The organism is Occallatibacter sp. (assembly GCF_036502485.1).
In the GTDB taxonomy this organism is placed as follows: Bacteria; Acidobacteriota; Terriglobia; order Terriglobales; family Acidobacteriaceae; genus Telmatobacter.
On sequence record NZ_DASXYM010000157.1, the window covers coordinates 1 to 21745 of the forward strand.

At 62.5% G+C, this 21745-nt stretch carries 15 protein-coding genes, 1 tRNA gene and 1 riboswitch; of the genes, 6 read left to right on the forward strand and 10 right to left on the reverse strand.

Annotation, left to right across the window (positions count from 1 at the left end; all coding sequences use genetic code 11):
- Nucleotides 1-58 precede the first annotated feature (58 nt).
- From VGL22_RS19720 to VGL22_RS19730, 3 genes are all read right to left on the reverse strand, one after another.
- Nucleotides 59-331 carry a GlsB/YeaQ/YmgE family stress response membrane protein gene (locus tag VGL22_RS19720; protein WP_465268673.1) on the reverse strand — a complete coding sequence of 91 codons (273 nt, stop codon included), beginning with the start codon at nt 329-331 and terminating at the stop codon, nt 59-61.
- A gap of 114 nt (nt 332-445) precedes the next feature.
- Nucleotides 446-877 (reverse strand): L-fucose mutarotase, encoded by a 432-nt coding sequence (fucU, locus tag VGL22_RS19725; RefSeq protein ID WP_465268674.1) that lies wholly within the window; start codon nt 875-877, stop codon nt 446-448.
- A 66-nt stretch (nt 878-943) separates the two neighbouring features.
- Complete coding sequence (locus VGL22_RS19730) at nt 944-1609, reverse strand: DedA family protein (RefSeq protein WP_465268675.1); 666 nt, start codon at nt 1607-1609, stop codon at nt 944-946.
- Between the two features lie 117 nt (nt 1610-1726).
- On the opposite strand from VGL22_RS19730, the gene VGL22_RS19735 reads away from it, so the two are divergent.
- From VGL22_RS19735 to VGL22_RS19745, 3 genes are all read left to right on the forward strand, one after another.
- A tRNA-Arg gene (locus VGL22_RS19735) sits at nt 1727-1803 on the forward strand.
- A riboswitch (cobalamin riboswitch) is annotated at nt 1804-2017 on the forward strand.
- Between the two features lie 31 nt (nt 2018-2048).
- On the forward strand, nt 2049-4589 hold the full coding sequence (locus tag VGL22_RS19740) for a TonB-dependent receptor (protein WP_465268676.1): 2541 nt from the start codon (nt 2049-2051) through the stop codon (nt 4587-4589).
- 263 nt (nt 4590-4852) lie between these two features.
- Nucleotides 4853-5695, forward strand: coding sequence for a HEAT repeat domain-containing protein (locus tag VGL22_RS19745; protein ID WP_465268677.1), 843 nt, complete (start codon nt 4853-4855; stop codon nt 5693-5695).
- Nucleotides 5696-5768: 73 nt separating this feature from the next.
- On the opposite strand, the gene VGL22_RS19750 is transcribed toward VGL22_RS19745, so the two are convergent.
- The 3 genes from VGL22_RS19750 to VGL22_RS19760 all read right to left on the reverse strand — a co-directional run bounded on the left by VGL22_RS19750 (nt 5769) and on the right by VGL22_RS19760 (nt 10782).
- Complete coding sequence (locus tag VGL22_RS19750) at nt 5769-8291, reverse strand: glycoside hydrolase family 31 protein (RefSeq protein ID WP_465268678.1); 2523 nt, start codon at nt 8289-8291, stop codon at nt 5769-5771.
- A 295-nt stretch (nt 8292-8586) separates the two neighbouring features.
- The gene (gene ftcD, locus VGL22_RS19755) at nt 8587-10110 is read right to left on the reverse strand and encodes a glutamate formimidoyltransferase (protein ID WP_465268679.1); all 1524 of its coding nucleotides are present in this window, start codon (nt 10108-10110) and stop codon (nt 8587-8589) included.
- 15 nt (nt 10111-10125) lie between these two features.
- Complete coding sequence (locus VGL22_RS19760) at nt 10126-10782, reverse strand: hypothetical protein (RefSeq protein WP_465268680.1); 657 nt, start codon at nt 10780-10782, stop codon at nt 10126-10128.
- 308 nt (nt 10783-11090) lie between these two features.
- On the opposite strand from VGL22_RS19760, the gene hutU reads away from it, so the two are divergent.
- Both hutU and hutI read left to right on the forward strand, forming a co-directional pair.
- Nucleotides 11091-12749: a urocanate hydratase gene (gene hutU / locus VGL22_RS19765; protein WP_465268681.1), complete on the forward strand. Its 1659-nt coding sequence runs from the start codon at nt 11091-11093 to the stop codon at nt 12747-12749.
- Between the two features lie 47 nt (nt 12750-12796).
- Nucleotides 12797-14041, forward strand: a complete 1245-nt coding sequence (gene hutI / locus VGL22_RS19770) for an imidazolonepropionase (protein ID WP_465268682.1) — start codon at nt 12797-12799, stop codon at nt 14039-14041.
- A gap of 33 nt (nt 14042-14074) precedes the next feature.
- Here hutI and VGL22_RS19775 read toward each other — a convergent pair whose 3' ends face one another.
- Together VGL22_RS19775 and VGL22_RS19780 are read right to left on the reverse strand one after the other, a co-directional pair.
- Nucleotides 14075-15589, reverse strand: coding sequence for an APC family permease (locus tag VGL22_RS19775; RefSeq protein WP_465268683.1), 1515 nt, complete (start codon nt 15587-15589; stop codon nt 14075-14077).
- Nucleotides 15590-15825: 236 nt separating this feature from the next.
- A complete protein-coding gene (locus VGL22_RS19780) occupies nt 15826-17430 on the reverse strand; it encodes a phytoene desaturase family protein (RefSeq protein ID WP_465268684.1) in 1605 nt (534 codons plus the stop codon).
- Nucleotides 17431-17571: 141 nt separating this feature from the next.
- On the opposite strand from VGL22_RS19780, the gene VGL22_RS19785 reads away from it, so the two are divergent.
- Nucleotides 17572-18084, forward strand: a complete 513-nt coding sequence (locus tag VGL22_RS19785) for a universal stress protein (protein ID WP_465268685.1) — start codon at nt 17572-17574, stop codon at nt 18082-18084.
- Between the two features lie 93 nt (nt 18085-18177).
- Here the strand turns inward: VGL22_RS19785 and VGL22_RS19790 are convergent, their stop codons facing one another.
- A complete protein-coding gene (locus VGL22_RS19790) occupies nt 18178-19620 on the reverse strand; it encodes a glutamate synthase subunit beta (protein WP_465268686.1) in 1443 nt (480 codons plus the stop codon).
- Nucleotides 19613-21745: glutamate synthase-related protein (locus tag VGL22_RS19795; protein WP_465268687.1), on the reverse strand; the 2133-nt coding region annotated here is incomplete at its 5' end. The genes VGL22_RS19790 and VGL22_RS19795, both read right to left, overlap by 8 nt.

The following is a 21745-nucleotide window of genomic DNA, read 5'->3' on the forward strand; positions in this document are numbered from 1 at the left end:
GCGGCGATTGAGTGGCTCGCCGAGGGTTATCGGCGAGCCCGCAAATCGAAGTGAGGCGCTAGGCAGTTGCTCGCCGGTTGCCGCTGATCAGCCGAACGATCAATGTGAGCACTACAGCGCCGATGGTGGCGATGATGATGCTGCCGATCAGGCCGTGCTGGCTGGCTGTGCCCATGCCCATTGCGCTGGAGATCCAGCCGCCGACCAGTGCGCCGATTAAACCGACGACCATATCCATGATGAACCCGAAGCCCGAGCCTTTCATGAGCTTGCCTGTGAGCCAGCCGGCGATAACGCCGATGATGATCCAGGCAATGATTCCGTGACCCATGGTCATATCCTCCTCAGCGGGGTTGGATGCAGTCAGATCGGCACAGGTGAGGGGAGTTGCTCAATTTCGGCTTAAGTTGACTCATTTCAGCGGCGGAATCCCGCCCGTGCCGCGTCAGGCAACGGGGGTAACGCCTTTCTTGAGCAGGAGATTGCCGTATTTCCGCAACTCTCCCGTCATGACCACGGCGAAGGCGGTTCTGGCGCGCTGGTAAAAGGCGTGGCGCTCGAGACGCTGGGGTGGCAGGGCGGCGGGGTGGTGTTTGTGGACGGCTTCCATATAGTCGCGCTCCACCTGGGGGTCGAGGGTATCGCCGGGTACGACTTCCATCATGAAGAGCGGCGGCGCATAGGAGTCGAGCTCGAAGAGAGGCAGGATGCCCTGGAGCAGCGGCTTGATGGGGATGCCGTCGGCGCGCAGGACCAGCGGCCCGAGGGAGTGGCCGGGGAAGTGCGCGTCAGCCAGAACAATTTCGTCGCCGTGGCCCATGCGATGGAGAACGGCCAGTAATTCGGGGCTGATGCAGGGTGAAATGCCTTTCAACATGGTCGAGTTCTCCGCAAGTGGAACTTGTGGAGAATGATAGCGGACCGGGGGCGCGGGAGCCGGAGCTTAAGCGGCGTGCCGCGATGTCTCGCGGCGGGTTTCGCGGCGGCTGGCGGAGCACTGCGGGCCGAACTGCCGGAGGCGTTTCCTGCGGCGGCGCCAGACCGTGTAACCGATGGCGAAGAGGACGCCGGAGACCACCCAGGAAACCTTCTCGATGTAGCTGGCGAGCGAATCTATTTTGTTGGCAGAGAGGTATGCGATCACTGCGACGGAGGTGACCCAGGTGACGGCTCCGAGGGCGTTATAGAGCAGGAAGCGGCGCCACTCCATATTCAGGGCGCCCGCGACCGGTCCAGCCACGGACCGCAGGCCGACGATGTAGCGCGCCCAGAAGATGGTGGAGCCGCCGTGGCAGCGGATCTGATCTTTGGCAGTGGCAATGTCTTCGCCCATGTGGAATTTGCGCTCCAGCCAGCGCAGCATGCGGGGGCCGAAATGGCGTCCGGCGAGGAAGCCGAGATTGTCGCCGAGGATGGCGGCTGAGGAAGCCACCACGATCACCAGAAGGAGATTGAGTTCCTGAGTTTTATGGGCGATGAAGGCGGAGTACATGAGGAGGGTTTCGCCGGGCAGGGGAAGGCCGGCGTTTTCGCCGAGCAGGCCGGCGGCGAGTGCGAGGTAACCCCAGCGGACGAGCAAATCCTGGATACAGCCGGCGAGCCACTCCATGAGGACTAGGGTGAGGATTGGGGCTGTTCGGTTGTTTGGCAGTACCGGATGCGCGGCAGTGCGGTCACTGATATTCTTTGTAGCAGGCCGGAGAGTTTCGGCTTGTCACCAGGAAGTGGCCCCGTAGCTCAGCTGGATAGAGCGTCGGTTTCCTAAACCGCAGGTCGGCTGTTCGAATCAGCCCGGGGTCACCACAATTTGAGAATCGCCAGGATGCTCGGGAAGACGGTTTAAATCCGTCACTGCCCCGCAACTGTAAGCGCCGTCCACGCGCCGCCCGTCTTTGGGATGTGCGCTGGATGAACAGCCAGTAAACCACTGAATACGAGGCAGCCCGATGGGGGCGGCTCCGGGTTTGGGAAGGTGGCAGGCGCGAGTCAGGAGACCGGTCCAGGCGCCCAACCGCTTTCGCGTCCCGAGGGGGACGCCAGGAGCAGACATGACCTTTGCACGTTTGCGCGGCCGATCGTTTTTTCGAGCTGCGGCCCGCCTTTTCGTCTTCATCGCATTCACTTTCAGCTTTCCTGTCTTTGCGGCTTCGGTGCGCGGAGTGGTGACGGACGCCACAGGCGCGCGTGTGAGCGGCGCCACGGTGGTGCTGCTGCAGAACGGCAAGGCGGTGGGTTCGGCTGTATCGGGCGCCGATGGCAGCTACCAGATTCTCACCGGCACCACCGGCCGGTTTTTCCTGCTGACCTCCGCCAAGAGCTTTCGCCAGATCGAGACGCCGGTGTTCTACGCGAAGCAGCTTGACACCGTTGAACGCAACATTGTGCTGGAAGCGGAGTGGGTGCGCGAGTCGATTGTGGTGACCGCCACGGGGACGCCCACGCCGCAGCCGCAGACCAGTTCGGCGACATCGGTGATTGGCCCCATCGATCTGGATTTGCGCACCGACCTGGTGAGCACGTTGCCGCTGATGCCGGGCACGAACGTGATGCAAATCGGGCAGCGCGGCTCACAGGCTTCGCTGTTTGTCAGAGGGGGCAACTCAGATGCCAACATGGTGCTGGTGGATGGGGTAGAGGCGGGCGACCTGGGGGGGAGGTTCGACTTTGGCACGTTGCCGGCGACGGGAGTGGAGCGAGCCGAGGTTTATCGTGGCGCCAATTCCAGCCTGTATGGGGCGGGGGCGGAGAGCAGTGTGGTCAACGTGACCACGCCTCGCGGCACGACGCCGTACCCATCGTTCATTCTGCGGGCCGATGGAGGCAACTTCAACACACTGCATGACGAGGCTACGATGGCAGGCGGGCACGGCAAGCTCGACTACCTGGGCATGTACAGCTGGCTGCAGACGGACAACGCGCTGCCCAACGATCAGCACCACATGGGGGCGGCGGCCGGGAACCTGGGTTGGCAGTGGAACGCCAAGACGCAGATTCGCGGGACCGCGCATTACAACGTGGCGGCTACGGGCATTCCGAATGCGTGGGACTTCTACAACGTGGCGGATAGCGGAACGCAGAAGGATCAGGACATTTACGCCAGCGGCTCGATCGATCACCAGACGACGGAGAGTTTTCACAACGTGGTGCGTTATGGGCTGGCGCGCAAGCGGGAGCAGTCGGCTTTGTGGCAGCTCTCCGGGGAAGTGATCAACGACTATGACGGCTTTGGAGATGTCGCCACTTTTGGCAAGCCTGTGACGATCAAAGGCGCGAACGGAACCGCGGCGACGGGGCGCGCCATGCTCGATTATGTGGGGAGCTGCTATCAGGGGTCGTGCACCTACCAGGAATACCCCTACAAGTATCAACTTGTGTCAAACCGCGATGAGCTGGTGTATCAGGGCGATTACCGATTCACGCCGCATCTGACGGGACTGATTGGATTTCAGTTTGAAGATGAGCGGGGCGCCGAGGTGGTGCCGTCGTACTTCACGAACGAGACGACGGAGCGCACCAATTACGACTATCGGGCTGCGGTGCATGGTGACTTCAAGCGGCGGATTTTCTACACCCTGGGCGGAAGCCTGCAGCACTACTCGCAGTTTGGGGTGGAGACGACGCCGCGGGGGGGCTTTACGTTCTATGCGCTGCGGCCGCGCAAGGGTGTGTTCAGCGGCACGCGCGTGCTTTTCAACTATGGCGACGCGGTGCGTGAGCCGGCGCTGACGGATGAATTCGGATCGCTCTATCGATTTCTGGTGAGCAACGGGTATCAGGCGGCCGCGCAGGAGCTGCACATCGGGCCGCTGGCGGCCCCGCGGGCACGCATGTATGACGGGGGCGCGGAACAGGCATTCCTGAGCGACCGCATTCTTTTGCGGGTGCGCTACTTCCACAACGAGTTTGGAAAGCAGATTGAGTATGTGGGCGGCCATCTGCTGCCCAACCTGATTCCCGGGCTGTCCGATGCAGACAAGCAGCAGTTAGAAGCGGCGCTGGGCTTCTACTACACCGACGATTATGGGTTGGCGGTGAATACGCAAGCGTATCGCGCGCAGGGGATCGAGTCCACGGTGGAAGGCGGGATCGGCAGGGCAATCTTTCTGCGAGGCGGATACACCTATCTGGATGCGGTGGTGCAGCACTCGTTCGATGGCGACAATGAGGCGCTGTCGGGTGGATACGAGCCGACGTACAACGGAATTCCAGTTGGCGCGATTTCCCCGCTGGTGGGCGCGCGGCCGTTCCGGCGGCCACCGCATACCGGGTTCTTCGCCGGCACGTATGCGCATGGCGGGCTGACCGGCATTCTGAATGCGACGTTTGTGAGCCGCAGCGACGACTCGACGTATCTCTGGTACGCCGATGCGCAGGGGGGCAACAGCCTGCTGCTGCCGAATCGCAACCTGAACTACGGATACGCGAAGATCGACCTGGGCTGGAGTTATCAGTGGAAGCCGTGGCTCGGTTTCTACGGCATTTCAGAAAACCTGACCAGCAATCAGCACATGGGTCCGATCGGGTATCCGACGCTGCCGTTCAACTTTCGCAGCGGCATCCGGCTCCAGTGGACTCACGAGAGCAAATAGGCGGGAGGCGAGTGGGGTTGGGCCGCGGGCTTCAGACCGGTTTCACAGTTCCTGTATCCTTGCCGGCTCGAGTTCAAGGTGGCGTTTTCTTGAGGAAAACGCCACTCGGCCGTTGTGGCTTCGAGGACATGGCGACTGTGAAACCAGTGCAGACCGCGGCCTTTCTGTTTCTGGTAGTTCTGCCAGATACCCCTGGCCACTCCCGGACCCCAGGATGGAGATCTGCTGCTTGATCGATGTGAATGAAAGAGGTGAAGGTCCCGATGACCTCCCACACATGCGTGCCACCGTTCGTGCGTCCGGTGCTTTGTATTCTGCTGCTCTGGGGCACTCTGGCGCCGCGCAGCTCTGCGCAACCGCACATCGACAAAGCCTGGGGCATTCTCAAAGCAGGCCTTGCGGAGGGAAATGCAGAGAAGCGTGCTGCCGCAACGTCTGTGCTGGGCCTTGTGTTGAAGAACCCCGAAGCGCAGGCTCTGGCCGAAAAGAGTCTCAAGGACGAGAAGCCGCAGGTGCGCGCGGCGGCTGCCGACGCTCTGGCTGCAATGCAGGCGAGCAGTGCGGTACCGCTGCTGAAAGAGGCCGTCCAGGACAAGGATGTATCCGTTGTTCTCGCCGCGGCGCATGCGCTTTATGTCATGAAAGTGCCGGAGGGTTACGAGGTCTATTACGCCGTGCTGACGGGGAAGAAGAAGAGTGGGAATGGGCTTGTCGCCGACCAGAAGAAGATGTTGAGCGACCCCAAGAAGATGGCGCAGATGGGCTTCGAACAGGGAATCGGGTTTATCCCCTTCGCGGGGCTGGGGCTTGGCGCCATTAACGCGATCACCAAGGATGACACCTCGCCGGTGCGCGCTGCCGCGGCCAAACTGCTGGCTACGGATCCCGATCCGCGCTCGGGGGAGGCACTGGTCGAGGCGGCGGCTGACAAGAGCTGGCTGGTGCGCGCCGCGGCACTCGACGCGGTCGCGCTGCGCGGCGAGTACACGCTGGGCCCGAGAGTTGAATTCGCCATGGATGACGAGAAGGAGCAGGTGCGCTACATCGCAGCCGCGACCGTCATTCGTCTGCGGGACCTGGGCGAAGCTCATAGCCAAACAAAATGAGACCGCGGGATGTGGAGGCTGGGCGTACCCCATCGTATCGCCGGGTGGCGACAGGATGGGGCACGGTGTTGGGTCAGTAAGTAAGCTGCAGTTCAAGCCCGGAGCCGGCGTCCGGTACCAGCGCGGTGATGCGGTGGTGTTCGGCGTCGTAGGCGGTGGAGATCTGGGCGGTCTTTGAGCTGCCGTCGAGGGACATCGCACTGGCCGCTGAGGCCGGCTTCGTGGCGCCGTAGACCTCGATCTGCAGGAGGTTCCACCAGGGCGCGTAAGTGCCCTGCGGCTTTGCGGCGGTCACCACGATGCCTTTATCGAGGAGGCGGCAGGTGAATTCCTCGCGGAAGAAGTCGCCTTTCCTGTATGCAAAACTCACGCCATCATCGAGATACAGGCTACCCTTACAGTCCTTGTTGAAGCCTGTGGGCGGGTAGATTCGGAGCGTGAGGGGTCCCTGCGGCTTTTGATCCGTGCTCTGGACGAGCGGCTGTTCGGGAACGATGGCTCCGGCGCGGGCGTAGACGGGCAGCGTATCGAGACTGCGCTGCAGGTGTACCCCCGGAGGCGCGTCTGTGTTGTCGATGGCTTTGTGCGGGGTGGCGGCCTCGATGCGCTCACCGGTCCAGTAGTCGTACCAGCCCACTGGCGGCAGGCTGACGAAATAGCTGTCCATCTCATCGGGGAACGGACTGAGGGCGACGAGGAGGTCGTGGCCGAGGAGGAACTCGTTGTCTATGGTGGGGTCGACGACCTGGGTGGGGCCGGCCTCTCCGGGGAATTCCAGGAAGAGGGGCCGCATCATGGGAATCCCGGTGCGGCTCATCTCTTCCGCGGTGGTGTAGAGGTAGGGCAGCAGGCGGTAGCGCTCCTCGATATAGCGCCGGCGGATGTTCAGGTCCTCGGGCGTGCCGTTCTCCCAAGGCTCCTGCGGATTGGTTCCTTTGGCAGTGTGGTCACGGTCGATGGGGTGGAAGGCGGCGACCTGCAGCCAGCGCGTGAGCAGTTCAGGCTGCGGGGAACCGGCGAACCCGCCCACGTCGGCACCAGCCATTGAGAATCCGCTCAGGCCCAGGTTGAGGAGCTGCGGCGTGGTCTGGCGAAGGTGGTTCCATGTGGCGGAGTTGTCGCCCGTCCAGGTGACTGCATAGCGATGTCCGCCGGCGTAGCTGGCGCGGGTCATGACAAACGGCCGGGTGTCCGGGGCCAGCTTCAGCAGGCCTTCGTAGGTGCCGCGGCTGTTCTGCATGCCGAAGATGTTGTGAATCTCGAGATGAGGCGCGGTGCGAGTGACGAACCCTGGCTCCTCAATGCGATGTACGGTGTCATCCGGCATGGTCTTTGAGGGGACGAGGAACACAGAGGGCTCGTTCATATCGTTCCAGAACCCGGCAACGCCTTTTTTCACGAAGTCGGCATAGAGCGTGCCCCACCACTCGCGGGAAGGTTTGTGGGTGAAATCCGGGAAGACCGCCGGTCCGGGCCAGACCACACCGGTGAAGATGGAACCGTCAGGATTCTTGACGAAATGATCGCCGGCCTTGCCTTCGTCGTATGGCTTGTAGCCGGCGTTGGGCAGATTCGCGACGTGCAGATCGGTGATGACCACGGTTTTGAAGTGTTCGGCTTTGAGGTCCTGAATCATCTGATCGAAATGCGGAAACGTTTCTGGATCAACCGTAAACGGACGATTCTTCAACTGGAAGTCGATGTCCAGCCAGAGGACATCAGCGGGAATGTGCTCGCTACGCAGGCGGCTGGCGATGCGACGGACTTCCGTTTCGGGGTAGTAGCTGTAACGCGACTGCTGGAAGCCCAGAGACCAGAGAGGGGGGAGGGGAGCTTTACCGGTGAGCCATGCCCAGGATTCGACTACGGCCTTTGGCTCAGGACCGTAGAGGATGTAGAAATCGAGCGGGCCGTTTTCCGAGCCGAAGGAGTAGGCATCGCGGTACTCCTTATTGAAGTCGAAGGAGGTACGCCAGGTGTTGTCGAGGAAAATGCCGGCGGCGACGCTGCGATGGAAGGCGATGAAGTAGGGGATGTCCTTGTAGATGGGGTCCGTGGACTCCTGCCATCCGAAGGCGTCGGTGTTCCAGTCGGTGAAGGCCTCGTTGCGGCGGTCGAGTGGACCGGGTTTGTCGCCCAGGCCGAAGTAGTGCTCGTCGGCCGGGGACTTCATATAGACGCGGAAGGAATTGCCGTGGAACTCGATGGGGCGGCCGGGGAAGTCCTCGGCGACCACGTGCCCGTCCAAATCGGTGACCTGAAGGGCGAGCGGGTCTTTATGGATGGAAACGCGGAGCCTGGCGGTTTTGAAACCCACAGAGCTGCCGTTGTTTTCCGGGGTCACGGACACGCTGGACTGGCGGGAATCGGGCAGGACGGCCCAGGAGGCGTCCTCGGGCAGCGGGCCGGCGGGACTTAGGCGGACGCGGAGCGCGTTGTCGCGCAGGGCCGTGATCTGCATGGTGGCAGGCCCGGAGTGGAGCTCAATGCCGTTAGGGAGGGGCCGGGAAGCGGTAACCCGGTCGAGGCGGACGAACGCCGGTTTCTGAGGCGTTTCGGCTGCGGAGAACGCTTGTGTGGTTGCGGCTACGAACAAGACTCCAAGTACTGCAAAGAAAAACTTTCCTGCGGTTGGCACTCAGCACCTCATGGGAGCTATGTTGACCATCCACCAGAGAATACTTGATTTAACCCGGAGAATCGCTTTATTCGAGGCAACCTTTTCCGGATCCTGCTGACGAAAAGGCTTGACATGAGAGGGCACTCATAGTCTTCTACCAATACCACATCGATCCAGGGAGGGGGACTGGGGGCCACACTCGCCGAAGGCGACGGGCCAAGTTCCGCATCCCCTCCCGAAGCTTCCCACACACAATTCAGACGAGACCGCCTTAGCGAGCCTGCGCTTTGAGTGCGGCTGAGAGTTCCAGTGTCCGGTCGATGAAATCCTGCTCTTCAGCCGTGCCCGGCTTCATGGACCCGATGTTGATGTCGACGTTGGCGAGTGCGCCGGTGAGGGCCGCCTGAGCGAGGGCCGCGGAGGTGATGAGATCGGATGCCATGTTGGGATTGGTGACGGGCTTCAGGCGCTCTACCATGTGGGCAATGGCCGCGGCGCGCTCGGCTACGCCTAGAGGCACGGTGGTGGCGGTCTGCAGAGCTGCGTTGATGATCGGATCGCCGTCCGAAGCTTCGCGGGCGGCCTTGTAGGCCTTCATCACCACGTTGTAGGACTCGGCATCCGCGTCGATGGCCTGCTTCAGCTCCTCTCGGAGCTGCGCGAGCTGACCAATGGCCTGGCTGAGATGCGCCTCGTATTGCAGATAAGCCTTTTTGCCGCGCGACATGGCGGCGACCATGTGGGCCAGGCCGGCTGCCATGGCTGCGGCGGCTGCGGCCGCGCTGCCTCCGCCGGGGGTAGCTGTGGGGGCTGCGAGCTGCTCGATGAACGGGGCGACTCCCGCGCTGAGGCCGGCGCCGGGTCCGCCGGGAGTCATTTTGCCGCTCATGACGGCGGCGAGACGGTTTTCGAGGATCAGCGACGAGTCGAAGTTTTCGACCTGGAGGAACCACTCAGCCGCCTGTTCGAGGGCGAGCTTGGGGATGAGGCCGACGATCTCACTGGACGTGGGGACCGCGCCGTAGCGGGCGGCTTCGCGCTTGACGAACTCGAAGACGCGATGGATGGGCGTCTGCTCGAAGTCGGTGAGGTTCATGGAGACCTGTGCCTGTCCGCGGACGAGGAAGCCGGCGCCCTTGACGAAGCGCAGGCCGCCCGAGGAGAAGCGTACGGCTTTGGCAATCTTCTTGGCGATGTTTACATCCGCGGTGTTGAGAAAAATGTTGTAAGCGATAAGGGATTTGCGCGCGCCGACCACGGTGGCGCCGGCGGTGGGATGGACGCGGGGCTCACCGAAGTCGGGCTTGCGGGCGGGGTTGGCGGCGATGTCGTCGCGAATGCCCTCGAACTGGCCGCGACGAATGTTCTCGAGATTCTGGCGCTCGGGCGAGGTGGCGGCGGCCTCGTAGAGATAGACGGGGATGTTGAAGCGGCTGGCGATTTGGGCGCCGACGTGTTTGGACATGGCGACGCAGTCTTCGACGGTCACGCCTTCAATGGGGATGAAGGGGATAACGTCGGCCGCGCCCATGCGGGGATGTGCGCCCTGATGCTGGGTGAGATCGATGAGCTCGGCGGCTTTGCCGACGCCGCGAATGGCGGCTTCCTGGATGGCTTCACGCTCGCCGATGAGGGTGATGACGCAGCGATTGTGGTCGGCGTCCATTTCGCGGTCGAGGAGGTATACGCCGGGGAGCTTCATGGCTTCAACGATGGCATCGACCTTCGACTTATCGCGGCCTTCGGAGAAATTGGGAACGCATTCGACGAGAGTAGGCACGACTTGAGAATACATTGCGAAGGGGCAGGCTCATGGGGCGTCACGGCGCGCTTCTTTTCGTTTTGCACGGGACTTGATAACGGTTCTTGATCCCAGCTCGTTTGTTACCCGGGAGCGAAAGGCGCTCATCAAAAACTGGAGTAAGAGCCACGCATCGTCCTGCGGAATTTCCTCGGGGGAGTTGTTGCACTTTTCCTTGAAATGGCGGAAGTGCGTTTCCAATTCGGTGAGCTCATAACTTCCCTCGTCACCCCGGTCAGGGATTCTGAGCCGTGTTGTCCGGAGTTCTCGCAGGATGGGAATCGTACGTTTGTCGCCGCTAAACAGGAGTTTGTCTGAGGGGCGAGTCGGCCAGATGTTGCGCAAGCTGCAGAGGTTCAAGACTTCCTGAACGAGGAAATACCGGGATTTGGAATCCTCAGTCAACATTTGCCCCTTGGAGAAGTACCAGTCCGTCAATTGCCCGGACAGTGTGGAGCAATTGATGGAGTGTGCCGGCCCGAACAGGTTGAGCGCACCGGTGAGACGCCAGATCTGTCCGTATGCCTCGTCGCGGCTTTTGAGGAGATCGCTTTCAAGTTTTTTCAGCCGATCCCGCGCGTCTTTCAGCAGGGCGAAGAAGTAAGTGGCAGCGGCTCCGACAATGGCCGTCAGGCCGAGCGGCGTCAGTATCCTGGTCCAATCCATGGAAGGGACCTCCACCAATTTGAGATATGCAAATGGGAACGCCCAGGGGGAATGCAGAAGATGTTACTGCCATCAAGAGCAAATGATCCCAGTTTTGCGATTGCCGGTGCCTGCACCGTTTCGCACAAACCCGTGCTGAGTAGTCGCGGTGAAGTTGAATCGACTTTGAATGCGGCGAGCCGTTCTTGAATCCACGATGACACGCTGGTTCTGTGCACGATTGCAGCTTAATCCTATAGTGCAGCGCGCGTATTATTTCTCTAGCGTTTTGAATTCAAGATTTGTCTGGATGCCGAGGAGCGAACCCGATGAGCGTTGGCACTATTCCCGAGATTCGCGCGCCGCGCGGCAGCAAGCTGAGCTGCAAGGGGTGGCAGCAGGAGGCGGCGTTGCGCTGCCTGATGAATAATCTCGATCCCGAGGTGGCGGAGAGGCCGCAAGACCTGGTTGTCTATGGCGGCATTGGCAAAGCGGCGCGCAATTGGGATTGCTATCACGCGATAGTGCGCGAGCTGCAGAACCTGGGGAACGAAGAGACGCTGCTGGTGCAGAGCGGCAAGCCGGTGGGAGTTTTCCCGACGCACGATATGGCGCCGCGGGTGATCATTGCCAATTCAAACCTGGTGGGGAAGTGGGCCAACTGGGAGCATTTCAACGAACTCGACCGCAAGGGCCTGATGATGTATGGGCAGATGACGGCGGGGAGCTGGATCTATATCGGCACGCAGGGGATTCTGCAGGGCACGTTCCAGACGTTTGCTTCGATGGCCGATCGGCACTTTGGCGGATCGCTGAAGGGCAGGCTGGTGGTGACGGGCGGCATGGGAGGCATGGGCGGCGCCCAGCCTCTGAGCGTGACGCTGAATGACGGTGTGGTGCTGTGCATCGAGGTGGATCGCACGCGGATTCAGCGGCGGCTGGACACGCGCTACTGCGACCTGCTCGCCGAAAATCTGGATGAAGCGCTGGAGCTGTGTGAGGCGGCACGGCGGGAAGGCCGCGCGCTCAGCGTGGGACTGGTGGGCAACTGCGCGGACGTGTTGCCGGAGATGGTGCGCCGCGGGGTTGAGGTGGATGCGATCACGGATCAGACCAGCGCGCACGATCCGCTGAATGGGTATGTGCCGCAGGGACTCACGCTGGAGCAGGCCGCGGCGTTGAGGAAGAGCGATCCGGAAGAGTACGTCCGGCGGTCGACGGCTTCCATGGTCGTGCATGTGAATGCGATGCTGGCGCTGCAGCGAGCGGGTGCGGTGGCGTTCGACTACGGCAACAACATTCGGCGGTTTGCGTTCGATGCGGGGTGCGCGGAGGCGTTCGAGATTCCGGGATTTGTGCCGGAGTATATTCGCCCGCTGTTCTGCGAGGGGGCGGGGCCGTTCCGGTGGGTAGCGTTGTCGGGCGATCCCAAGGATATTGATCGCACGGATGAGCTGGCGGTCGAGCTGTTCCCGGACAACGAGATTTTGACACGGTGGCTGCGGCTGGCGCGCGGACGGTTCGCGTTTCAGGGCTTGCCGGCGCGCATTTGCTGGCTGGGTTATGGCGACCGCGCGAAGATGGGCGAGGCGATGAACGAGCTTGTCCGCAAGGGCGAGTTGTCAGCGCCGGTCGCGATTGGGCGAGACCATCTGGATACCGGATCGGTTGCGAGCCCCTATCGCGAGACGGAGAAGATGCTTGATGGTTCCGATGCTGTGGCGGACTGGCCGATTTTGAATGCGCTCTTGAATACGGCGAGTGGAGCGTCGTGGGTGAGCTTCCATCATGGCGGGGGCGTGGGGATGGGCTACAGCTTGCATGCGGGGCAGGTGACGGTAGCGGATGGATCAGAGAATGCGGCGCGGCGGATTGTGCGGGTGCTGAATAACGATCCGGGGATCGGCGTGGCCCGGCATGTGGATGCGGGGTATGACATTGCCAGGGAGACGGCGCGGGAGAAGGGAATTCACATTCCGATGGCGTAAGGGCAGGGATCAGGGATCAGAAATTAGCGAACGAGGACCTCAGATTAGTGATCAACGCAATTGTCAAAATTGGACAACTGGTGACTCTGGCCGGGCCGGCGCGGGCGCGGGTTGGTGTGGAACTGCGCGAGCTTCGGATTGTTGAGAATGCCGGACTGTTGATTGAGGACGGGCGAATTGTCGAAGTGGGTGCTTCTTCGGAGATCGAGGCGAAGGTACGGCCGGGCGCCGAGGTGATCGATGCGGAAGGGCGATGCGTTACGCCGGGGTTTGTGGATGCGCACACGCACCTGGTGTTTGCGGGCAATCGCGCGGATGAGTATGAGAAGCGCATCGCGGGCGCCACGTATCAGGAGATTGCGGCGGCGGGGGGTGGGATTCTGCGGACGTTGCGGCTGACGCGCGCCGCCAGCGAAGATGAGTTGCTGGGGGCGGCTCGCCGGCATCGCGATTGGATGCTGAGGGGCGGGACCACGACCATCGAAGCGAAGTCGGGCTACGGGCTCGACCATGAGACAGAGCTGAAGATGCTGCGGGTTATCGGCCGGCTGAACGAAGAAGGGCCGGCGCGGATTGTGCCGACACTGCTGGCAGCGCATACGATTCCGCCCGAGTTTCTGAGTGGCCGGGCTGATTACGTGCGGTGGGTGGCGGAGGAGTTGATTCCCGAAGTCGCTGCCGCAGGGCTGGCGCGGTATTGCGATGCGTTCTGTGACGACCATGCATTCACGGTGGACGAGACGCGCATCGTGTTGGAGTCTGCGAAGCGGCACGGAATGGGGCTGCGGATCCATGCGGAGCAGTTCAGGCCGGGAACGGGAGCCGGACTGGCTGCAGAGTTGGGCGCGGCGACAGCCGATCATCTGGAGACTGTAACGGATGAAACGCTGGGGCAGTTGCGGGAAGCGGGTGTGCAGCCGGTTCTGTTGCCGGGATCAGTGTTTGCGCTGAGCCGGACCGAGTACCCGCCGGCGCGGAAGATGGCGGAAGCGGGTTTGGCGATCGTGCTGGCGACGGATTTTAATCCGGGTTCTTCGCCGGTTGCGTCGATGCCGTTCATGCTCTCGCTGGCGTGCTTGCAGATGCGGCTCACGCCCGCGGAGGCGCTGACGGCGGCCACGGTGAACGCGGCGTATAGCGTGGGGCTTGGCGGAGATGTTGGCTCGATCGAAGCGGGCAAGCGGGCCGATTTTCTGATTCATGAATTCACGGATTATCGAGAGCTGGCGTACTTTGTGGCTGCGCCGTTACAGCCGCGGGTGTTTGTGAGTGGCCGTGAGGTTAGGCGCTAGAGCAACTCCAGGGCTGGTATATCTCCGCAGGGGCTAAAGCCCAGGGTCTTTGGTTGGCGCTTCTTCGGCACGACTGAAGTCATGCCCTGTGACAGGACCTTTCGCGAGATGCATCATGGCGCCATCGGCTCTGGCTTGCTCATGCGCGAGACGTGCCTTGCGGCCCTTGTGACGCCCGACCAGATACATTCCGATTCCGGCTGCCACCATTACGAATGTGCCTCCCAGAACTTTGAGCAAGGCCAGCGGCTTGTTGGGTTCGTCGTCGGAGGGAATGGCGGAGAGGCCAATGGTGATGAGAGTACTGAGCAATCCCAGAATGCCGAGGAGGATGGCGACGGGCTTGCCGCCCGGGACGCGCCGCACTTCGGGACCGGCAGGTTCTCTCTGCAATCGAATCATCGCGGCGAAGATAAAGATGAACGGGAGAAATGTGATGAGCACGGTCATGCTCACAAGGACGTCGTACGCCCCGCGCACCGAGGTGCCGGCCTGGCTTAAAAGCGCTACGAGCATGCCTGCGACGCCGTAAACACCGATGGACACCCAGGGGGTTCGATAGCGCGGGTGCACGGCGCCGAAGATGGGCGGGAGGTAGTTATCGATGCCGGCGACAAAGGGCAGGCGCGAGGTGGAAGAGAGATAGGCTGATGCGCCCGCGAGCGCATTTACGGTGACGAGCAGGGCAGCGATGGGCAGGAGCCAAGCGAGTCCGAGCCGGGATGTCAGCGTCTGCAGGCCGGTGACGATGCCCTCGGGTCCGGCAACGGCGTTGCCGGGGAGCGCGACGAGCAATGCAGTGGTGCCGCCGATGTATCCGATGGTGGCGATGGTTCCGCCGGCGAGGATGGCGAGGGGAATGACGCGGCGCGGGTTTTCGATTTCATCGCCCATAAAGGAGCCGGCTTCGACGCCGACGAAGGCGAAGAAGATCGTTGACCAGAAGATGGCGTTCTTTACCGACCAATGCAGCGACATTGTGGTTGCGGTGAAGTGCGTGGCGGAGCCGAAGCGCGACCAAGAGAGAGCGGCCAGCACGATGAGCAGGCAGAGGGGAAGAATGCCTCCGAAGGCGCTGACGTTGTTGAGCCACTTGCCGGCGTCGACGCCGCGAATGTTGAGGAGCGTGATGAGAGCAAGCGCGGAACAGGCAAACAGAATGAAGTAGAGCGGGCTTGCGGAGAGGGCGCGTGCGTGGCTGCCGAGCGCGAACAGCATGGAGGCGGCCCCGTAGTAGAGCACCCCGGGGAAGTAGGGCAGGTTGCTCATCCAGTAGGTCCAGGCGGCGAGGAATCCGGAGCCGTCGCCGAAGGCGCGTTGGGTCCAGACGTAGAGTCCGCCTTCATCGGGATAGCGGGAGGACAGTTCCATGACGCTGGCAGCGAGGGGAATGAAGAAGCAGAAGAGGGCAGCGAGCCACACGATGAGGCTGCCGGGGCCGGCGGCCGCGGCCGTGGCCGACCAGCGGATGCTGAGCAGGCCGGCGACGTAGAACAGGGTGAGATCGCGGAAGCGGATGCCGCGTTTGAGAGCCGGGGCAGAGGACATTGGGCGGAGGATAGCAGAGCACCTGCGGTGCGGCCAACTGCGCTTTCGGCGCCCATTGAGGCTGGGTGTCCACGGCGTGGCGTTCGACGCCCGACCAGGTGGTTCTCACTGCATGCACATGCCCTGGCGCCGCTCTGCTTTGCCTGGGAGGGTTGTTTGTGCTCGCGGGCGTGATCCGCTGCCGGATACGGGTCTGGTCATCGGAGTTGGCGTTTACCGGCTGGAAGACGGCATGGTCAGGATTGGCGGAGATCTTTGAGGATGGCCATGGCGGCGTTGCGGCCGTTCGCCCCGATCACGGAGCCGCCGGGATGGGTGGCTGCGCCGCAGAGGTAGAAGCCCTTCATGGGCGTTCGGGCCGTGAGGCGCTTCTCCCACATATACGGCGGCAGGCACTCGCCCTGGAAGATGTGGCCGCCGGTGAGCCCGACTTTGCTCTCGATGTCGGGCGGTCCCAGCACCTGCGCGTCGATGACCGCGGTGTCGATGTTGGAGCAGAAGCGGGCCAGTGACTTGAGTGCGAGGGCACGGACTTGGTCGCGGCGGGAGTTCCAGTCTCCTTGCGCGAAGGTGTAAGGCACGTACTGCGCGAAGACGCTCATGGTGTGGGTGCCGGCGGGGGCCGCGGTGGGATCGTGAACGCTCTGGAAGTAGAGCTCGCACCAGAGATGATCGGGCAGGTCGCCGCGGCGCGCGGCAGCGTAACCGGCCTGCCACTCTCCGCGGGTGAGCGGGGCATTGATCTGTCCGTAGTGATGGGGCTGGTTTGTGCCCGGGCGCGCGGTGAAGTTGGGCAGCTCGCGCAGGTGCACGTTGAGCTTGACGGTGCAGCCTTCGATGGGAACGCGTTCGACTTGCGCGCGCCACCCTGAATCGGCAGCGGCGCCGAGCATGGCGAGGGCGCGGCGCGGGTCGGCATTCGAGACGATGACGGGGGCGGAGAGGCGCTCGCCGCCTTCGAGGCGCACGCCTTCGCCGGGGAGAATTTCCGCGACGGGCACGCCGGAGACGACGGTAGCGCCGGCTTCGCGGGCGGCATCGCAGAAGTAGAACGAAACCATGCCCATGCCGCCGCGCACGTAGCCCCACATGCCAGGCATGCCGCCCAGGCGGCCGGACGAGTGATGGAAGCGAATCGATGCTGTTCCCTTGTCGAAGGGGCTGGCGTTGGTGCCGATCACTCCTTGGCCGAGGTAGGCGACCTGGAGGCGCTCGTCTTCGATGTAGTGTTCCACGAACTCGGCCATGGACCAGTCGAAGAGCATGGCGCGCGCTTCTTCATCGTTGCCAAGGCGTTCTTCGATGTCTTCGCGGGTGGGCGCTTCGTTGAGCCAGAGGTCCGTCCTGGAGTTCTGGCCGTCTGCGGGCCGAAGTGCGTCGCGCGTGCGCCGGATGACATCGTTCATCTCCATCCAGCCTTCCTCGTCGCCGGGCGAGAGGGCGCGAACCTCGGCGGCGCAGCGTTCGTCATCATCCCAAAGCTGAATGCTGGAGCCGTCAAGAAATGGCACGAAGAGCCCGTTCACAGCCGGAGTCCACTCGAAACCGCGGCGCGGCAGGTCCAGTTCTTCCACCAGTCTGGGATGGAGCAGGCCGGCGAGATACGCGCATGGCGACATTTTCACGCCGGGGAACGGCTCTTCTATGGTGCAGGCGCCGCCGACGCGCTGGCGGCTCTCAATGACGAGGACGCGCTGCCCGGCTCGCGCCAGGTAGGCCGCGCAGGCAAGGCCGTTGTGGCCGGCGCCGACGATGATGACATCCCATGTGTTTGCCGCCAGCTCGCTCAGCGGAGCGGCGAGGCCAATCTCGCCGAGAACCTTCGCAGTAGGGGAATCCATCCTGGTTCCAACATAGCACCCCGCAAGAGCATGGGAGCAACGAGCGTGTCGCAGGTCACGGACCGGCATGGGGAACCGGCGGATATCATCATGTCCGACAACCGCGATCCCCTCCGATCGCGCATTTCAAAGGAGAAGTCGATGCCCCCAATGCAGGCAGCAAGTGTGATTCCAGGCAAGATCCTGGTCCCGATTGATTTCAGCTCCTCGTCGCACCAGGCGCTCGAGGCCGCTACGGAACTGGCGGAGAAGTTTGGCTCGAAGCTGTATCTGTTGCACGTGGTCCCGGAGTATCCGGGGTACGCGTTGCCCGAGAGTGTTTCGCAGCAATCCATCATCAGCGACGGCCGTCAGAAGGCGGAAGAGCATTTCGAGGTTTCCATGGCCGGACTGAAGACCAGGGGAATTGAAGCCAGCGCGCATGTGGAAGTGGGCAGCGATGTGGCCGGAACCATTCTGGACGCGATTGATCGCGAACATATCGATCTGGCGGTCATCACCACGCACGGCCATTCCGGGTGGTATCCGCAGGTGTTTGGGTCAGTCGCGGAGAAGGTCACGCGGCTGGTGCAGTGCCCGGTCCTCCTGCTGCGCACGTCCAAGCCGGAGAGCTCGGCAAAGACGTCGTACAGCGGCATGATGGAATGGTGGTAAAGGCAGGGAAATAGGGACCAAGGGACCAAGGGACAAAGAAACTGATGGCCCGGCGATTTGTGATCGCCGGGCCGTTGTGTCAATGCGGGAGGGTCAGGCGGTAACGCGGTGGCGGAGCAGTGTTGGCTCGGCGGTTTCGGCCAGGTATTTGTCGACCGCTTCGGCCGCCTGGCGTCCTTCCGAAATTGCCCATACGACGAGCGATTGGCCGCGCCGCATGTCGCCTGCGGCGAAGATGCCATCGACGGAGCTCTTGTAGCCGGTCGTGGCAATGTTGCCGCGCGCGTCCAGTGCCAGGCCGAGCTGCTCGATCATGCCATTGCGCACCGGGCCGAGGAAGCCCATGGCGAGGAGGACGAGGTCGACGTCGAGCGTGAACTCGGAGCCTTCAAGAGCCTCAAATTTTGGGGGTGCCCCTACGCGGAGGCCGTGGAGCTGCTTGACGTTGCCGTTCTCGTCGCCCGTGAATTGGACTGAGTTGATGCTCCAGTCGCGGATGCCGCCTTCTTCATGCGAGCTCTCGGTACGCAGCTGCAGCGGCCACTGGGGCCACGGCGTTGAGGAGGCGCGCGACTCCGGCGGCTTGGGCATGATCTCAAACTGATGCACGCGCCTGGCGCCCTGGCGCAGGCTGGTGCCGAGACAGTCAGCGCCGGTGTCGCCGCCGCCGATGATGAGCACGCTCTTATCTTTTGCCAGGATCGCGAGCTCTTCGCTCACGGTGTCGCCCTCGCAGCGGCGATTCTGCTGAGGGAGGAACTCCATGGCGAAGTGAATTCCTTTCAACGCGCGGCCGGGAACCTTCAGGTCGCGCGGCTGCTCAGCGCCGCCGCACAGGACGATGGCGTCGTAGTGCTCGGTCAGCGTATCAACCGGGATGTTGACGCCGACGTGGGCATTGATGAGGAAGGTGACGCCTTCCGCCTTCATTTGCGCGATGCGGCGGTCGATGACGTGCTTCTCAAGCTTGAAGTTGGGAATGCCATAACGCAGCAGCCCGCCGATGCGGTCGTTCTTTTCGTACACGGTGACTGAGTGGCCGGAGCGTCGAAGCTGCTGCGCCGCGGCGAGGCCTGAAGGCCCGCTGCCTACGACCGCAACGCGCTTGCCGGTGTTGTGCTCCGGTGGCTCGGGGCGGATCCAGCCCTCGTCCCACGCCCGTTCCACGATACTGCGTTCGATCACCTTGATCGAAACCGGCGGCTCCGTAATGCCGAGCACGCAGGCAGCTTCACACGGAGCGGGGCAGATGCGGCCGGTGAACTCAGGGAAGTTGTTGGTGGCATGGAGGCGGCGGATAGCGGCTTCCCAGCGATTGCTGTAAACGAGGTCATTCCAGTCAGGGATGATGTTGTTCACCGGGCAGCCGGTGTGGCAGAAGGGCACGCCGCAGTCCATGCAGCGGGCAGCCTGGTCGCGCTGCTTCTCTTCAGGGAACGGGTTGTAGATCTCGAACCAGTCCTTGATGCGCTCCTGCGGTACGCGGCGCGTGGGCTGTTCGCGTTCGATTTCGAGAAAGCCGGTAACTTTACCCATGGTGTACCTCTGCCTTTTCCAGGCGGGGCACGCCCAGAACACGTTTGTATTCGTGCGGGAAGACCTTGATGAAGCTGGCCTGCGCTTTTTCGTAGTTATCGAGTATCCACGCGGCGCGCGGGCTGCCGGTGAGATCGCGGTGGCGCTCGAGCAGGTTACGAACGAGGGCGATATCTTCGGCGGTGGCCAGTGGCTCGAGGTCGACGCTCGCCTGGTTGCAGCGGCGCGTGGCGAAGTCGCCGGCATCGTCGTAAACATACGCAATGCCGCCGCTCATGCCGGCTGCGAAGTTGCGTCCTGTTGAGCCGATGACCAGCACGGTGCCCTTGGTCATGTACTCGCAACCGTGGTCACCGACACCTTCAACCACTGCGGTAGCGCCGGAGTTACGCACCGCGAAGCGTTCGCCGGCGATGCCGTTGAGGAAGGCTTCGCCGCTGGTTGCGCCGTAGAGAACAACGTTGCCGACGAGGATACTTTCTTCGGGAAGGAAGCTCGAGGTTCGCGGAGGATAAGCGATGATGCGTCCGCCGCTGAGGCCCTTGCCAACATAGTCGTTCGAGTCGCCTTCGAGCTCGAGCGTGACGCCCGAGGGGACGAAAGCGCCGAAGCTCTGTCCGGCTGAGCCGTGGAACTTGAAGTGAATGGTTTCGTCCGGCAGGCCTTCAGAGCCGTAGCGGCGCGCAATTTCGCCGCCGAGCATGGCGCCCACGGTGCGGTGGATGTTGCGAATGGAGAACGTGTGCGTGACGGTTTTCTTCGTTTTGAGCGCAGGAGCGGCCTTTTCGATGAGCGCGTGATCCAGCGCCTGATCGAGTCCGTGATCCTGCTTCTTCACGCAGCGGCGGGCGACGCGGGAGGGCAGTTCCGGCGTGTACAGAATCGACGAAAGGTCGATGCCTTTGGCCTTCCAGTGGGTTTCGGCAAGAACGCTGTCGAGCCTGTCGACCTGCCCCACCATCTCGTCGAAGGTGCGGAAGCCGAGTTTCGCCATGTGCTCGCGCACCTGTTCGGCGATGAAGAAGAAGAAGTTGATGACGTGCTCGGGCTGTCCGGTGAACTTGGCGCGCAGCACCGGGTCCTGGGTGGCGATGCCGACGGAGCACGTATTGAGATGGCACTTGCGCATCATGATGCAGCCCATGGTGACGAGCGGCGTGGTGGCGAAGCCAAACTCTTCGGCGCCGAGCAGCGCGGCAATGACGACGTCGCGGCCGGTCTGCAGCTTGCCGTCGGTCTGGACGCGAATGCGCGAGCGCAAATCGTTGAGCAGCAGGACTTGCTGGGTTTCGGCGAGGCCGAGTTCCCAGGGCAGGCCGGCGTGCTTGATGGAGCTGAGCGGCGAGGCGCCGGTGCCTCCGCTATCGCCGGAGATCAGCACCACATCGGCATGCGCCTTGGCTACGCCCGCGGCGACGGTGCCCACGCCTACTTCTGACACGAGCTTTACGGCAATCCGCGACTTGGGGTTGACGTTTTTCAAGTCGTAGATGAGCTGCGCCAGGTCTTCGATGGAGTAGATGTCGTGATGCGGCGGCGGAGAGATCAGGCCCACGCCGGGGGTGGAGTGCCGCGTCTTTGCGATCACTTCGTCCACCTTGTGACCGGGGAGCTGTCCACCTTCGCCGGGCTTTGCGCCCTGCGCCATCTTGATCTGGAGCTCATCCGCGTTGACAAGATAGTTTGTGGTGACGCCGAATCGTCCGCTGGCCACCTGCTTCACCGCGCTGCGACGGCTGTCGCCATTCGCGTCGGGCGTGAAGCGCTCTTCCTCTTCGCCACCCTCACCGGTGTTGGACATTCCGCCGAGCCGGTTCATGGCGATGGCTAGAGTTTCGTGCGCCTCTTTGCTGATGGAGCCGTAGCTCATGGCGCCGGTTGTGAACCGCTTGACGATCTCCTTTGCAGGCTCGACTTCTTCGATGGGGATTGCCGTTTCGTTGTAATTCAGCTTCAGCAAACCGCGCAACGTGCAGAGGTTTCGATTCTGCTCGTCGAGCAGGTCTGTGTATTCCTGGAAGGTCGCGGCGTTGTTGGCGCGAACGGAGTGCTGAAGTTTGCTGATGGTGAGCGGATTCAGCAAATGGAACTCGCCACCTTCGCGGTACTGGTAGTGGCCGCCGAC

What these genes read in the sequence shown, in the direction of transcription:
- hutU (WP_465268681.1), top strand. Translation starts at nt 11,091, where the DNA reads ATGAGCGTTGGCACTATTCCCGAGATTCGCGCGCCGCGCGGCAGCAAG.
- ftcD (WP_465268679.1), bottom strand. Translation starts at nt 10,110, where the DNA reads ATGTATTCTCAAGTCGTGCCTACTCTCGTCGAATGCGTTCCCAATTTC.
- VGL22_RS19785 (WP_465268685.1), top strand. Translation starts at nt 17,572, where the DNA reads ATGCCCCCAATGCAGGCAGCAAGTGTGATTCCAGGCAAGATCCTGGTC.
- VGL22_RS19745 (WP_465268677.1), top strand. Translation starts at nt 4,853, where the DNA reads ATGACCTCCCACACATGCGTGCCACCGTTCGTGCGTCCGGTGCTTTGT.
- VGL22_RS19790 (WP_465268686.1), bottom strand. Translation starts at nt 19,620, where the DNA reads ATGGGTAAAGTTACCGGCTTTCTCGAAATCGAACGCGAACAGCCCACG.
- VGL22_RS19730 (WP_465268675.1), bottom strand. Translation starts at nt 1,609, where the DNA reads ATGGAGTGGCTCGCCGGCTGTATCCAGGATTTGCTCGTCCGCTGGGGT.
- fucU (WP_465268674.1), bottom strand. Translation starts at nt 877, where the DNA reads ATGTTGAAAGGCATTTCACCCTGCATCAGCCCCGAATTACTGGCCGTT.
- VGL22_RS19780 (WP_465268684.1), bottom strand. Translation starts at nt 17,430, where the DNA reads ATGGATTCCCCTACTGCGAAGGTTCTCGGCGAGATTGGCCTCGCCGCT.
- VGL22_RS19775 (WP_465268683.1), bottom strand. Translation starts at nt 15,589, where the DNA reads ATGTCCTCTGCCCCGGCTCTCAAACGCGGCATCCGCTTCCGCGATCTC.
- VGL22_RS19720 (WP_465268673.1), bottom strand. Translation starts at nt 331, where the DNA reads ATGGGTCACGGAATCATTGCCTGGATCATCATCGGCGTTATCGCCGGC.
- VGL22_RS19740 (WP_465268676.1), top strand. Translation starts at nt 2,049, where the DNA reads ATGACCTTTGCACGTTTGCGCGGCCGATCGTTTTTTCGAGCTGCGGCC.
- VGL22_RS19760 (WP_465268680.1), bottom strand. Translation starts at nt 10,782, where the DNA reads ATGGATTGGACCAGGATACTGACGCCGCTCGGCCTGACGGCCATTGTC.